Source organism: Nonomuraea sp. NPDC004186 (assembly GCF_053603495.1).
This window is the reverse complement of sequence record NZ_JBSGFQ010000036.1, coordinates 1-13447: the sequence shown is the minus strand read 5'-3', so window position 1 is coordinate 13447 and position 13447 is coordinate 1. Positions and strand designations below refer to the sequence as shown.

Below are 13447 nucleotides of genomic sequence, written 5' to 3'. Positions count from 1 at the left end.
GCTGGGGTTGGGCCTCCCCGGGGATGGGCTCCCGGGGGGTGGGCCTCCCGGGGGTGCGGCTCCCCGGGGGTGGGGCTCCTGGAGGGGGCGACGAGGGCGGATGCGGGGCGGGTCGCGGTGGTGGGGTGCAGCTATCGACTGGGGCGTGCCCGCGACAGCGGCGCTGGCCTTCCCGCGGGGGCGGTGGTGGGTGCGGCTATGGGCTGGGGCGTGCCCGCGACGGCGGCGCTGGCCTTCCCGCGGGGGCGGTGGGGTTCCTGGAAGGCGCGGGCGAGGCCGGGTGGTGGTGCGGCCATGGGGTCGAGATGTGCCTCCAGAGCCGCGTCGAGCGAGGTCCGGGACGGGGTGTGGTGGGCGGAGTTCGGGGCGGCGGGGTGAGTGGGCGGGAGCCGGCCGTACAAGATGATTATGGGTTTAGGGTGCTGGGATGCGTGTATTGATTACTGGCGGGGCGGGATATATCGGGAGCACGGTCGCGTCAGCGTGCCTCGATGCCGGGATCGAGCCCGTCATTCTCGACAACCTCATCACGGGCAGGCGCGAGTTCGCGAAGGGGCGGGCGTTCTATGAAGGGGATATCAGCGACGGCCCGCTGATTGACAAGATATTCGCCGAATATCCGGATATTGAGGCCGTAGTCCACTGTGCCGCGCTCATTGTGGTCCCCGACTCCGTCGCCGACCCCATCGGCTACTACCGCGCGAACGTCACCAAGAGCCTCGAGTTCGTCGATCACCTGATCCGCAACGGCTGCACCCGGATGATCTTCAGCTCCTCCGCGTCCATCTACCGCACGGGCGACGACCACACGGTGAACGAGGACTCCCCCCTCGACCCCCAGAGCCCGTACGCGCGGACCAAGGCGGTCTGCGAAGCCATGTTCGCCGACATCGCCGCAGGCCGCCCGATCAGAATCCTCTCCCTGCGCTACTTCAACCCGATCGGCGCCGACCCCGAGATGCGCACCGGTCTGCAGCTGCGGCGGCCCAGCCACGCCCTCGGCAAGATGATCGAGGCGTACGAGGACGGCATCCCCTTCCGGATCACCGGCACCGGCTACCCGACCAGGGACGGCACGGGCATCCGCGACTACGTCCACGTCTGGGACCTGGCGACGGCGCACGTGGCGGCGCTGCGGCGGTTCGACGAGCTGGACGTCGACGTGATCAACCTGGGCACCGGCGCCGGCACCACCGTCCGCGAGCTGGCCGAGGCGTTCAACCGCGTCGTCGACCGCCCGATCGAGGTCGTCGAGACCGACCCGCGCCCCGGCGACGTGGCCGGCGCCTACACCCGCAGCGACCGCGCCCGCAGCCTGCTGGACTGGCAGGCCCGCTACTCCGTCGAGGAGGGCATCAGGCATTCGCTCGAATGGGCGGGCCTGCGGGAGTCCCGGCTCGGGTAGACCCCGGTCCTGCGGCGGAGTACAGTTCGTACACGAATAGTTCGTACACGAAAGAAGTGATGGAAGAAGCGGAGGCGGCCCGCGAGGTCGCGCGGCTCTACCCTGCGATCTACCGGCGGTTCAAGGCGTCCAAGCGACCGATCGCGGCCGGGCTGACCGCCAGGATGCACGCCGTGCTCGGCCACCTGCAGGCCGCCGGGCCGCTCACCCTGAGCGAGCTGGCCGAGCACCTGCAACTGTCCAAGGCCGCGACGACCGAGCTGGTCAACCGGGTCGAGGAGCGCGGCCTGGTGGGCAGGATCAGGGACGAGCGCGACCGGCGGCGGGTGTTCGTGTGGGTCACGGACGAAGGGCGGGCGGCCTTCGCGGCGGCCGCGCCGCGGGTGCTCGAGGACGACCTGCTGGCGCGGGCCGTACGTCAGATGACGTCCCAGGAGCGCGAAGGGCTCGTCACGGGGCTCCGGGCGCTCCTCAGGGGCGAAGACCCAGGAGAGGACGAGCCGTGAACTGCCAGAGCTGCGGGATGCCCATGCGGACCGCCGACGACCACGCCCCCGGTCACCCGGACAGCACGTGGTGCCGGATGTGCGCCAAGCCGGACGGGACGCTGCAGGACTTCGACGAGCGGTTCGAGCGCATGGTGCAGTGGCAGACCCAGCGCACCGGCCAGGCCAGGGCCGAGGCCGAGGAGGCCACCAGGGCCTACATGCGCTCGATGCCCGCCTGGCGCGACCACCCGAGGCTCGCGTCATGAGGATCCTCGGCGTCGACAACATCCTGGTCGGGGTCGCGGACCTGGCGCGGGCCCGGGAGTTCTACGGGGGTGTGCTGGGGCTGGAGGAGAAGTTCGCGACGGGGGAGCTGGCGCTGTTCGCGATCGGGGAGGAGACCCCGGGGCTGCTGGTACGGCTCCAGGAGGGCGGGCCGGGCTCCATGCGCGTATGGCTGGAGGTGCCCGACGCCCGCGCGGCGGCCGATGAGCTGGGGATCGAGCCGTTCGAGGTGTTCACGGGGTGGACGGTCGAGGTCGCCGACCCCTGGGGGAACGTCGTCGGCCTGACCGACTACACCAAACAGCCTCACTTGGCCCGCGCGGGTTGAGGACCGCCTGTCGGGAGGCGAGCGCGTCGTTCGGGAGGATCTGCAGTTCCTGCAGCATCTCGTCAATGAGCTCTTCGGAGCTGGTCACCAGCTCCTCGGGCGGGGCTTTGATCGTCCGCCTCCTCCCACCCGGCGGGCGGAAGGAGGCGGAGAGGGCTACTCAGTTGGTGAGCGAGTTCAGGGAGTTGTTCGGGATCTCCAGCGGAACGTCGCTGTCCTCACCGAGGTCGTCCACGTCGACCCACAGGTCCTTGGCCGGAGCCTTGATCTTGACCTTGGATCCCCACCCGAGGTACCGGGTCTCGGTCTCGGAGCGGGTCTTGCCCAGGACGCCGAAGTCCAGGCTCCAGCCCGAGGTGAGCGCGGTGACCAGGCCCTTGGAGTTGACCTTCAGCGCGTAGTCAATCTTGATCTTGCCGATCGTGCCGGACGGCTTCTGGCCGTAGGCCTTGGCCAGTTCGCTGTACGTGAGGGCGCCCTTGTACGTGCCGCCCTTGAAGCTCTTGGCACGCGAAACCAGCGTCTTCAGCACCTTCGGCTCGAAGATGTCGAGGATCTGGTTGTAGGTGCCGCCGGTCGCCTCGCCACCGCCGTAGCGAACCCACTTCTTGCCCTCGGGCAGGTCCTCGGTGAACAGCCCGCCCTGAACGTAGCTGTAACCGCCGACCGTGATGATGCGCGGCGGGGCGAGCGCGGCCGCAAGGCTCTTGTCCTTGCTGGGCCTGCGGGTCCGGAGATCGCTCGCGACGATTCCGGACTTGCCGAACTCGAAAGAGCCGAGCGTCGTGCTGACCCCGACGCTCTTGCCGTCCATGGACATCCGGGTCTTCTCGGAGATCCGTACACCGTGCCCCGCGACGAACTGCTTCTTGAGCGCCTTCACCGGGTCCACCGGCGCGGCCTGCGCGGCAGGTGTGGCGGTAACGAGCGCTGCGGCCGTGGTTAACGCCAAGCCCGCGAGAATTCGCTTCATACGATTTCCCCGTTCGATTCAAAAGGAGAGGGAGCAGAAGCCTGCCAATAGAAGATCACGACCATATATCGACAGCCGGGGCACGCGATGCCAAAACGGTGCATTTTTCGTGCAGGGTCGGTCTGGAGAAGTGAGATGACCGTCACAGAGCGGAAGAACCATGCCCCCATGACCTGTGCAGGTCAAGCTTCGGGCTAGGCTTTACCGGCGGAAACGCCCGGCACGCACCCCTGAGCGTAGGAGCTCGCCGTGAGAGAGCGAGGCACGATGCCGACGAGCGGTGAGCGGACGCGACCGTCAGCGCAGTTGCCCGGGCCGTCGAACATCAGTCGGAAAAGCAGGGCGCGAACCCGACAGAGGGTGAGCGACCAAACGGAAGAGGACGGACCCTCGTGGACCTGTTCGAACATCAGGCGAAGGAGCTCTTCGCCGACTACGGCATCCCGGTGCCACGCGGCATCGTCGCACACAACGTGGAGGAGGCGCGGTCGGCCGCCGAGGAGCTGACCGGCCGCGTTGTCGTCAAGGCCCAGGTCAAGACCGGTGGCCGAGGCAAAGCCGGAGGCGTCAAGGTGGCCGACGACGCGGCCGACGCCGTGACGAAGGCCGAAGCCATCCTCGGCATGGACATCAAGGGCCACACGGTCCACAAGGTCCTCGTCGAGGAGGCCAGCGCGATCGCGGAGGAGTACTACTTCTCCTTCCTGCTCGACCGCGCGAACCGTACCTTCCTCGCCATCTGTTCCGCCGCGGGCGGTATGGACATCGAAGAGGTCGCCCACACCGCGCCCGAGAAGGTCGCCAAGGTGCCGGTTTCGGCGCTGACCGGCATCGACCGCGCGAAGGCCCGCGAGATCGCGGTGGCCGGCGGCCTGCCGGAGAAGGCGCTCGACGGCGCCGCCGACCTCATCGAGAAGCTCTGGTGCTGCTTCGTCGACGAGGACGCCACGCTCGTCGAGGTCAACCCCATGATCCTGTCGGCCGACGGCCAGGTCAAGGCCCTCGACGGCAAGGTCACGCTCGACGACAACGCCGGCTTCCGCCAGACCGACCACGAGGCGCTCGCCGACAAGGCGGCCGAGGACCCGCTCGAGGCCAAGGCCAAGGAGAAGGACCTCAACTACGTCAAGCTCGACGGTGACGTCGGCATCATCGGCAACGGCGCGGGCCTGGTCATGTCCACGCTCGACGTGGTCGCCTACGCGGGCGAGCAGTTCCCCGGCAAGCCGTCCCCCGCGAACTTCCTCGACATCGGCGGCGGCGCCTCGGCCGAGGTCATGGCTGCGGGCCTGGAGATCATCCTCTCCGACCCGAGCGTCAAGTCGATCTTCGTGAACGTCTTCGGCGGCATCACCGCCTGCGACGCCGTCGCCAACGGCATCGTCTCGGCGTTCAAGCTGCTGGAGAGCCGCGGCGAGGCTGTGACCCACCCGCTCGTGGTCCGCCTCGACGGCAACAACGCCCAGCTCGGGCGGCAGATCCTGGCCGACGCCGCGCTCCCGCGGGTCGAGCTGGTAGACACGATGGACGACGCGGCCAAGCGTGCCGCCGAGCTCGCTGCGGTAGGTGCGTGACCCATGGCCATCTGGTTGACTGAGAACAGCAAGATCATCGTTCAGGGCATGACCGGCGGCGAGGGCACCAAGCACACCCGCCGCATGCTCGCCTCCGGCGCCCGCGTCGTCGGCGGCGTGAACGCCCGCAAGGCCGGCATCACGCACGAGGGCCTGCCGGTGTTCGGGACGGTCAAGGACGCCATGGAGAAGACCGGCGCCGACGTGTCGGTCGTGTTCGTGCCGCCGGCGTTCACCAAGGACGCGGTCATCGAGGCCATCGACGCCGAGATCCCGCTGTGCGTGGTGATCACCGAGGGCGTCCCGGTCCACGACAGCACCGCGTTCTGGGCGTACGCCGTCTCCAAGGGCAACAAGACCCGCATCATCGGCCCCAACTGCCCCGGCATCGCCTCCCCCGGTGCCTCCAACGCGGGCATCATTCCGGCCGACATCACCACCGCGGGCCGCATCGGCCTGGTCTCGAAGTCGGGCACGCTGACGTACCAGCTGATGTACGAGCTGCGTGACTTCGGCTTCTCGACCGCTGTGGGCATCGGTGGCGACCCCGTCATCGGCACGACCCACATCGACGCGCTCCAGGCGTTCCAGGAGGATCCGGGCACCGACGCGATCGTCATGATCGGCGAGATCGGCGGTGACGCCGAGGAGCGGGCCGCCGCCTACATCGAGCAGCACGTCACCAAGCCGGTCGTGGCCTACGTCGCGGGCTTCACCGCCCCCGAGGGCAAGACCATGGGCCACGCCGGCGCCATCGTGTCGGGCTCCGCGGGCACCGCCCAGGCCAAGAAGGAGGCCCTGGAGAAGGTCGGCGTCCGCGTCGGCAAGACCCCCTCCGAGACCGCCCGCCTCATGCGCGAGATCATGCAGGCGCGCTGATCAGCGGGTTTCCGTTTTCCGAAAGCCCCGTGCGGTTCTCACCGCACGGGGCTTTCCCTTCCCCATCTTTTACGCTTGCGGCGGGCAACCCACCCGCCGCACGTGGCCGGCCCCTGTCCAGGGAGACGGTCACGAGGTGCGCGGGGCCGGCCGCCGTTACGCCGTCCCGTGGGCCGTCTCCGTGGCCGGTTCGAGGGCCCGGAGGACAAATCGGGTGTAGTTCGACGTCACAAAGTGGGTGGACGGCGGCGCGTCAACCAAGCGCCGGTCGGGAAACCTTGAGAAAATCGCCTACTGTGACGGCGATTCTCGACCAGTTGCGTGCTGCCCCCCGGTCGATGCTAGGCAAGCTCCCCGGGAGCTCGGGCGACGACGACGAGACGAGGCGGCCGCTACCCGTTTCCGGGATGCTGGCCGCCGCCGCCACGCTGGGCGTCGGGCTGGCCGCGCTCACCACGCTCACCCTCGTCGGCTGGATCGCCGCGCCGCGCGGCACGCTGGGCACGGGGCTGCCGGGAGTGTTCCGCACGGCGGCGCAGCTCTGGCTGGCCGCGCACCACGCCGGGTTCGCGATCCAGGGCGGGCGGGTCGGGCTGCTGCCGCTGGGGCTGACCGTGCTGCCCGCCGTGCTCCTCTACCGCGCCGGGCGGTGGATGGCCCGCGACGCCGACCTGCGGCTGCGGCTGCCCGCCCGGCTGCCGAAGAACAGCCCCAAGGAGCAGGCCGGGGCCCGTCGCCGCGCCCAGCTCGCCGTGGTCGTCCAGGCGGGGGTGTCGCTGGCGGCGCCGTACGCGCTGCTCGCGGGGTTGATCGCGCTCGCGGCGAGCAACGAGATCACGCAGCCGTTCATCGGTGAGGCGTTGCTCAGCCACTTCGTGCTGGCGTTCCTGGCGGGGTCGCTGGCTACGGCGCGGATGATCGGGCCCTGGCGGGTGATGCTGCGGCTGCTGCCCGAGCGGGTGCGCGCGCTCACCGTCGGCACGGCGGTCGCCACGGCGTTGCTGCTCGTGGCCGGGCTCGCGCTGGTGCTGGTCGCCATCGTGCTGAACTTCGGGCAGGTCAAGGAGCTGTCCGACGTGCTCTCGCCGGGGCTCGTCGGCGGCGTGCTGCTGTTGCTGCTGCAACTCCTCTACCTGCTGAACGCCGTCGTCTGGGCCTCGTCCTACATCGCCGGGCCCGGGTTCGCGATCGGCGCCGAGACCCTGGTCGCCCCCACGGGGGTGCAGCTCGGCACGGTGCCGAGCCTGCCGCTGCTGGGGGCGTTGCCGGAGAGCGGGACCGTGCCGGGGTGGATGATGGCGGTGGTCGCGGTGCCGTTCGCGGCGGGGGCCGTCGCGGGGGTCATGGTGGCCCGGATCTCGCCGTCGCCCTCCTACGAGGCGGCGCCGCTGTGGGGGTTCCTCAGCGGGGTCGTCACCGGGCTCGTGGCGGGACTGCTGGCGGCGCTGTCCGGCGGGCCCATCGGCGGCGGGCGGCTGGCCACGATCGGGCCCTCGCCCTGGGAGGTGGCGCTCTCCGTCGCGGTGGAGGTCGGCGTGGCCGCGGGCATCTCCGCCGGCGTGGCCAACCTGCTGCTGCTCAACAAGCGCGCCCGCACGCCGCTCGACAAGGCGGCCGCCCCCGTACGCAAGGCCGGAGCCGCCATCGCCAAGGCGGCGAGCAAGGTCGGCCTGGCCGAGTCGGACCCGCGCCCGCTGCCCGGCCACTGGATGGACGCCACCGAGGCCGACACTCAGGAAATCCCGGTCATCCGGGACGACTGGCAGGACGAGCACGCCTCAGCCGAGGCAGAGACGCTGGCCCAGGCCCGCCCGCGCCTGCCGCAGCCCGACCGCCCGCCCCGCAAGGACATCGTGGACGAGTCGGACGACCGCGGCGGCCACGTCATCTACCTCGACCCGTACGCCTGGGACCGCGACTGACCCGCGTCCGGCTCAGGGCTGCACGGTGCCGAGCAACTGCAGCACGTCGGCGGGCAGCTTGCGCTGGGCCGCGTCCCTGAACTGCGTGAAGCACTCGCCCTGCGCCGAAACGGTCCCCGCGCCCTTCATGCACTCCTGGTAGGCCGAGTATTCGTCCATCAGGTACAGCTGCATCCCCGTGGCCATGGCCGACAGCGCCAGCGCGATCGAGGAGATCGTGATGCCGCCCACGGCGACGCCTGTGGACCGGCCCGCGGACTTCAGCAGCGGCAGCGCCCGGATCCCCGCCACGAGCGCGAACAGCGCCATGACCAGGCCTGCGAGCGGCAACATGAACGTCATGGCCAGCGCTGCGATGGACAACCAGATCGCTCGGCGACCCGCCGAATCGGCGGGCTGCTGGCCTGCCGGTGCCTGCACCGGTGTCGACACCTGACCTCCTCTGCGTCGCCGGGCGAGGAACCGATATTCTGACACCCCCACCCTGTTTCCTTATTGGAGTGTGCGTGTCTAAGGCTGGGCGGCTCGTCGTCCTCGTCTCCGGCTCTGGAACCAACCTACAGGCCCTGCTGGACGCTTCCGCCGACCCGTCGTACGGGGTTCGCGTGGTCGCGGTCGGTGCGGACAGGGATGGGATCGAAGGGCTGGCCAGGGCAACGAGGGCACAAGTCCCGACTTTTGTTGAAAAATTGGGCGATTATGCGACGCGGGCGGAATGGGATTCCGCCATCGCGGCCAGAATCGCAGCGTACGAGCCTGACCTGGTGGTGTCGGCGGGTTTCATGAAAATTCTGGGGCCGCCGACCCTCGACGCCTTTCCCGTGCTGAACACGCACCCGGCGCTGCTGCCGTCGTTCCCCGGCGCGCACGGCGTGCGGGACGCGCTCGCCCACGGGGTCAAGGTGACCGGCTGCACGGTGATGCTGGCCGACTCCGGCGTCGACACCGGGCCGATCGTCGCCCAGGAGGCGGTGTCCGTGCTCCCGGACGACGACGAGGCGGTCCTGCACGAGCGCATCAAGACCGTCGAGCGGCGCCTGCTCGTCGAGATCGTCGGCCGGATGGCTCGCGAGGGCTGGACGGTCAGCGGACGCCAGGTCCGCATCGGCAACCTAACAAGAGGGGAATCCACGTGACACGCATCGCCATCCGGCGCGCGCTGATCGCTGTTTACGACAAGTCCGGGCTCGAGGAGCTGGCCAGAGCCCTCGACGGCGCCGGCGTGGAGATCGTCTCGACCGGTGGCACGGCCGCCGCGATCTCGTCGTTCGGGATCCCGGTGACCAAGGTCGAGCAGCTCACCGGGTTCCCGGAGTGCCTGGACGGGCGGGTCAAGACGCTGCACCCGCGCGTGCACGCCGGCCTGCTGGCCGACGTCACCAAGCCGCACCACGTGTCCCAGCTGGAGGAGCTGGAGATCGACCCGTTCCAGCTGGTCGTGGTCAACCTCTACCCGTTCCAGGAGACGGTGGCCTCCGGCGCGTCCGACGAGGAGTGCGTCGAGCAGATCGACATCGGCGGGCCCGCCATGATCCGCGGCGCCGCCAAGAACCACAACACCTGCGCCGTCGTGGTCGACCCCGGGTTCTACGGCGACGTGCTCAACGCGCTGACCGAGGGCGGCTTCACGCTGGCCGAGCGCAGGGGGCTGGCGGGCATCGCGTACGCGCACACGGCCTCGTACGACGTGGCGGTGGCCAACTGGTTCGCGCGGACGTACGGGGAGGACCGGTTCCCGGCCTTCACGGGGGCGACGTACGAGCGCAAGGCCACGCTGCGCTACGGCGAGAACCCGCACCAGAGCGCCGCCCTCTACACGGCCGGCACGAGCGGGCTGGCCAACGCCGAGCAGCTGCACGGCAAGGAGATGTCGTACAACAACTACCTCGACTCCGACGCCGCCTGGCGGGCCGCCTGGGACTTCAGTGAGCCGTGCGTGGCCATCATCAAGCACCAGAACCCGTGCGGCATCGCCATCGGCGCCGACGTGGCCGAGGCGCACCGCAAGGCGCACGCGTGCGACCCCGTCTCGGCGTACGGCGGCGTGATCGCCGTCAACCGCGAGGTCACGGCCGAGCTGGCCCGGCAGATCGCCGACATCTTCACCGAGGTCGTCATCGCGCCGTCCTACGCGGCGGAGGCGCTGGAGGTCCTGCGGGCCAAGAAGAACCTGCGCCTGCTGGAGTGCCCGGAGGGGCCGTCGCGGCAGGTGGAGCTCCGCGAGATCGACGGCGGCGTCCTGGCGCAGTCCGTGGACAAGGTGGACGCGTCCGGCGACTCGGCCGCGCAGTGGGAGCTCAAGACCGGCACCCCGGCCTCGCCCGAGCAGCTGGCCGACCTGGAGTTCGCCTGGCGCGCCTGCCGCTCGGTGAAGTCCAACGCCATCCTGCTGGCCAGCGACGGGGCGACGGTGGGCGTGGGCATGGGCCAGGTCAACCGGGTCGACTCGTGCCGCCTGGCGGTCTCCAGGGCGGGCGAGCGCGCGGAGGGGGCGGTCGCGGCCTCGGACGCGTACTTCCCGTTCCCGGACGGGGCTCAGGTGCTGATCGACGCGGGTGTCCGGTTCATCGTGGAGCCCGGCGGCTCAATCCGGGACGAACTAGTCATCGAGGCCGCCGAAAAGGCCGGCGTCACCCTCTACTTCACCGGCACCCGCCACTTCTTCCACTAGCCCACCCACGGCAACCCGCACCTTCACCACCTCAGGGCCAGAACCCGCCTCTGGCCCTCACCTCACCCCGGTGACCGTGCGAGGACCTCCGTGCCGCTCGGGGGTTCGTGGGGCGAGGCAGGGGGACCTCCGTGCCGCCTGGGGCGTTCGTCGGGTACGGCGGGCACCATCACCTCGCTCGGAAGGGCCGTCGTGCACGGAGGGCTCGCCGCCTCCCTCGGGGCATTCGCTGAGTACGGCGGGGGCCGCTGTGTCGCTCACGGTGGGGATCGCGGTGTTACCCAGGGCGGGACGATCGCCGTGCGAGGGGCGCCGGATTTGTCGACGCCCACGAGTCGGCGGTCCCGGCGCTCATTGCGTGATGATCGTCCGAAGTCGCCTCAATCGTCCGCTAAAGAGCGGCATTGACGATCATGTTGTCGTTTGGCCGTTTTATGGGCGAGCACACGCCGGCTGCGGTTACCCTGAGTGCCGCCCCTAGCTCGCCCAATCCCCCGGAGCCCCTCTTGCTCGAGTTGATCCTGCAGGTCTTCGTCACCATGAACGGAATTGCCACCAGCCCCTTCGTCCTCCTGGTGCTCGCCCTGATCGGGGCCTACCTCGGCAGCCGCGTGGTGGAGATCATCCCGATCACCCGCCGGATCATCGAACGCCGCGAGGCCCAGGCCGCCGAACGCGAGTAACCCACCGCTCCACCCCTACGGGCTGAACACGGTCGGCACCCCCATGGGCTGAACGTGATCGGCGCTCCCGCCGGCACGCCATTGATCGATCGCGCACCGGCAGGAGGCGTTCAAAGGCCGCCTAACGGGCCATAGAGGCCAAACGGGCTGCTCCCGCCAGGGCCGCGTCCACGCCAAGGGTGCTCTGATGGACCTGCACCGCCCGGACGAACGCCAGCCCGGCCACGTCATCGAGGATGCGCTCCAGCGGATCGAACAGCACCTTCCCGGCCGCCGACACGCCACCCCCGATGACCACCGTGGTGATCTCGACCGCGGCCGCCGTGGAGGCGACCATTCCGGCCAGCGCCCGCGCGCCGCGTTCGAACGCCGCCACCGCGACCGGATCGCCCGCCGCCGCGTCCCTGGCGAGCACTCGGGCGTCCGCCTTCTCCTCGGGTCCATCGAGGGCGGGGGACCAGCCGTTGTCCAAGGCCCAGCGGGCGAGGTTGGGTCCGCTGGCGTAGCGCTCGACACAGCCCCGGCCGCCGCACTCGCACCGCTCGCCGTTGGGGTCGATGGACATGTGGCCGACATGTCCGGCATTCCCGGTGGTTCCCAGGAGCGGCATGCCGTCGATCACCAATCCGCCGCCGATCCCGGTGGACACGACGATGCCGAGCAGGGACGTACTGTCGCGTCCCGCTCCCAACCAGTGCTCACCGAGCGCGAAGCACTGTGCGTCGCCGGCGAGCACGGTGGGCAGCCCTGTCAGCTTCCGCACCTCCTCGCGCAAGGGGAATCCGCGCCAGCTGGGCATGTTCACCGGGCTCACCGTCCCGGCGGTCAGGTCCAGCGGTCCGGCGCATCCGATCCCGACGGCTTCCGGTGGCGGGCCGCCCTCGGTCACTTCCGTGATGAGAGCCGCCAGGGCGGACATGACGTCCGTACGCGGCGTGGGCCGCGTACCGGAACGCAGCACGGAACCTTCCTCGTCCACCAGCGCGGCGGCGAGCTTGGTCCCTCCGATGTCGATGGCAAGTACGTAGTTCATCAATGTGTGTGGTGGTTGTCGGGCTGGCGGGGGCCGCCAGGGTGTTCGAGTCCGGGCACGAGTTCGACCTTCTTGGCGCGCATGTTGCTGGCGCCCGCAACACTAAGCCCTTCCAAGATCAATGACAACGATGTCAACGATTTCCTGTGGATAACTGGGGCTGGCTACCTGGTTTCTGTGGATAACTTGTGGATACTCCGGCCCAGGATGGGCTCTCGGGGGCAAGGGCGGGCAGCCGCTGTTGGGAGTGGCGTGTTGAGGGTGTGAGGGGACGTGGAAGGATTGCCGCATGAGCGCAGTGAAACTCGACGGCAAGGCGACCGCCGCCAAGATAAAGGCAGACCTCACGACCCGAGTGGCCGCGCTCAAGGAACGCGGCATCACGCCCGGCCTGGGCACCGTTCTCGTGGGTGACGACCCCGGCAGCCAGATCTACGTCGCGGGCAAGCACCGCGACTGCGCCGAGGTGGGCATCGCCTCCATCCGCGTCGACCTCCCGGCGACCGCCACCCAGGCCCAGGTCGAGGCGGCGATCGACGAGCTCAACGCCTCACCCGAGTGCACCGGCTACATCGTCCAGCTCCCCCTCCCCAAGCACCTCGACGCGATGGCCCTGCTCGAGCGCATGGACCCGGCCAAGGACGCCGACGGCCTCCACCCGATCAACCTGGGCCGCCTCGTCCACATGGTCGACGCCCCGCTCCCGTGCACCCCGTACGGCATCGTGCTGCTCCTGCAGGAGTACGGCGTGCCGATCAAGGGCGCCGAGGTGGCCGTGGTCGGGCGCGGCATCACGGTGGGCCGTTCGCTGGGCCTCCTGCTCACCCGCCGCAGCGAGAACGCCACCGTGACCCTCTGCCACACCGGCACCCAGGACCTGGCCGGACACGTTCGCCGGGCGGACATCGTGGTGGCGGCGGCGGGCGTACCCGGTCTGGTCACCCGTGACATGGTCAAGCCCGGCGCGGCCGTCCTCGACGTGGGGGTCTCCCGCGTCAACGGCAAGATCGCCGGTGACGTGGCGCTCGACGTGGCGGAGGTCGCGGGGTTCCTGACGCCCAACCCGGGCGGCGTCGGGCCCATGACCCGCGCTCTGCTGCTGTCCAACGTGGTGGAGGCCGCCGAGCGCTCCCTATGAGCTGCGACCTTCCGCTTCGCCAACGGCACCACCACCGACCGGCCGATGACCATCGCCGTCAACGGCGC

Annotated in this window: 14 protein-coding genes; 11 read left to right on the top strand and 3 right to left on the bottom strand. The window is 69.9% G+C overall.

What is annotated here, in order from left to right:
* The first annotated feature begins 427 nt into the window (after positions 1–427).
* From galE to ACWEPL_RS27510, 4 genes are read left to right on the top strand one after another with little or no spacing between them, the layout of a single operon-like run.
* Positions 428–1405, top strand: a complete 978-nt coding sequence (gene galE, locus ACWEPL_RS27525) for a UDP-glucose 4-epimerase GalE (protein WP_350731189.1) — start codon at positions 428–430, stop codon at positions 1403–1405.
* Positions 1406–1464: 59 nt separating this feature from the next.
* Complete coding sequence (locus tag ACWEPL_RS27520; protein WP_350731191.1) at positions 1465–1911, top strand: MarR family winged helix-turn-helix transcriptional regulator; 447 nt, start codon at positions 1465–1467, stop codon at positions 1909–1911.
* Positions 1908–2159, top strand: coding sequence for a zinc ribbon domain-containing protein (locus tag ACWEPL_RS27515; RefSeq protein WP_355190404.1), 252 nt, complete (start codon positions 1908–1910; stop codon positions 2157–2159). The genes ACWEPL_RS27520 and ACWEPL_RS27515 overlap by 4 nt, the downstream gene beginning before the upstream one ends.
* Positions 2156–2506 (top strand): VOC family protein, encoded by a 351-nt coding sequence (locus ACWEPL_RS27510; protein WP_363962280.1) that lies wholly within the window; start codon positions 2156–2158, stop codon positions 2504–2506. The genes ACWEPL_RS27515 and ACWEPL_RS27510 overlap by 4 nt, the downstream gene beginning before the upstream one ends.
* Before the next feature lie 160 nt (positions 2507–2666).
* Here the strand turns inward: ACWEPL_RS27510 and ACWEPL_RS27505 are convergent, their stop codons facing one another.
* Positions 2667–3479: a hypothetical protein gene (locus ACWEPL_RS27505; RefSeq protein WP_452437850.1), complete on the bottom strand. Its 813-nt coding sequence runs from the start codon at positions 3477–3479 to the stop codon at positions 2667–2669.
* A gap of 392 nt (positions 3480–3871) precedes the next feature.
* Between ACWEPL_RS27505 and sucC the strand changes: the two genes are divergently transcribed.
* From sucC to ACWEPL_RS27490, 3 genes are all read left to right on the top strand, one after another.
* Positions 3872–5053: an ADP-forming succinate--CoA ligase subunit beta gene (sucC, locus tag ACWEPL_RS27500; protein ID WP_363962282.1), complete on the top strand. Its 1182-nt coding sequence runs from the start codon at positions 3872–3874 to the stop codon at positions 5051–5053.
* Positions 5054–5056: 3 nt separating this feature from the next.
* A complete protein-coding gene (gene sucD / locus ACWEPL_RS27495) occupies positions 5057–5932 on the top strand; it encodes a succinate--CoA ligase subunit alpha (protein WP_350731199.1) in 876 nt (291 codons plus the stop codon).
* Positions 5933–6270: 338 nt separating this feature from the next.
* Positions 6271–7854, top strand: coding sequence for a cell division protein PerM (locus ACWEPL_RS27490; protein ID WP_452437849.1), 1584 nt, complete (start codon positions 6271–6273; stop codon positions 7852–7854).
* Positions 7855–7866: 12 nt separating this feature from the next.
* On the opposite strand, the gene ACWEPL_RS27485 is transcribed toward ACWEPL_RS27490, so the two are convergent.
* Positions 7867–8286 (bottom strand): hypothetical protein, encoded by a 420-nt coding sequence (locus tag ACWEPL_RS27485; protein ID WP_350731203.1) that lies wholly within the window; start codon positions 8284–8286, stop codon positions 7867–7869.
* Positions 8287–8360: 74 nt separating this feature from the next.
* On the opposite strand from ACWEPL_RS27485, the gene purN reads away from it, so the two are divergent.
* The 3 genes from purN to ACWEPL_RS27470 all read left to right on the top strand — a co-directional run bounded on the left by purN (position 8361) and on the right by ACWEPL_RS27470 (position 11208).
* Positions 8361–8990, top strand: a complete 630-nt coding sequence (gene purN, locus ACWEPL_RS27480; RefSeq protein WP_363962284.1) for a phosphoribosylglycinamide formyltransferase — start codon at positions 8361–8363, stop codon at positions 8988–8990.
* Positions 8987–10525, top strand: coding sequence for a bifunctional phosphoribosylaminoimidazolecarboxamide formyltransferase/IMP cyclohydrolase (gene purH / locus ACWEPL_RS27475; RefSeq protein WP_363962285.1), 1539 nt, complete (start codon positions 8987–8989; stop codon positions 10523–10525). The genes purN and purH overlap by 4 nt, the downstream gene beginning before the upstream one ends.
* A gap of 506 nt (positions 10526–11031) precedes the next feature.
* Entirely contained in the window at positions 11032–11208 is a 177-nt protein-coding gene (locus ACWEPL_RS27470; RefSeq protein WP_350731209.1) for a hypothetical protein, read from the top strand.
* A gap of 121 nt (positions 11209–11329) precedes the next feature.
* On the opposite strand, the gene ACWEPL_RS27465 is transcribed toward ACWEPL_RS27470, so the two are convergent.
* Entirely contained in the window at positions 11330–12241 is a 912-nt protein-coding gene (locus ACWEPL_RS27465; protein ID WP_452437848.1) for an ROK family protein, read from the bottom strand.
* Between the two features lie 289 nt (positions 12242–12530).
* On the opposite strand from ACWEPL_RS27465, the gene ACWEPL_RS27460 reads away from it, so the two are divergent.
* On the top strand, positions 12531–13379 hold the full coding sequence (locus ACWEPL_RS27460; protein ID WP_363962287.1) for a bifunctional methylenetetrahydrofolate dehydrogenase/methenyltetrahydrofolate cyclohydrolase: 849 nt from the start codon (positions 12531–12533) through the stop codon (positions 13377–13379).
* Positions 13380–13447 lie beyond the last annotated feature (68 nt).

Bases quoted from the DNA above. Each gene is read 5' to 3' on its own strand.
- ACWEPL_RS27505 (WP_452437850.1), bottom strand. From the start codon at position 3,479: ATGAAGCGAATTCTCGCGGGCTTGGCGTTAACCACGGCCGCAGCGCTC.
- galE (WP_350731189.1), top strand. From the start codon at position 428: ATGCGTGTATTGATTACTGGCGGGGCGGGATATATCGGGAGCACGGTC.
- ACWEPL_RS27510 (WP_363962280.1), top strand. From the start codon at position 2,156: ATGAGGATCCTCGGCGTCGACAACATCCTGGTCGGGGTCGCGGACCTG.
- ACWEPL_RS27465 (WP_452437848.1), bottom strand. From the start codon at position 12,241: ATGAACTACGTACTTGCCATCGACATCGGAGGGACCAAGCTCGCCGCC.
- ACWEPL_RS27520 (WP_350731191.1), top strand. From the start codon at position 1,465: ATGGAAGAAGCGGAGGCGGCCCGCGAGGTCGCGCGGCTCTACCCTGCG.
- ACWEPL_RS27460 (WP_363962287.1), top strand. From the start codon at position 12,531: ATGAGCGCAGTGAAACTCGACGGCAAGGCGACCGCCGCCAAGATAAAG.
- ACWEPL_RS27490 (WP_452437849.1), top strand. From the start codon at position 6,271: ATGCTAGGCAAGCTCCCCGGGAGCTCGGGCGACGACGACGAGACGAGG.
- sucD (WP_350731199.1), top strand. From the start codon at position 5,057: ATGGCCATCTGGTTGACTGAGAACAGCAAGATCATCGTTCAGGGCATG.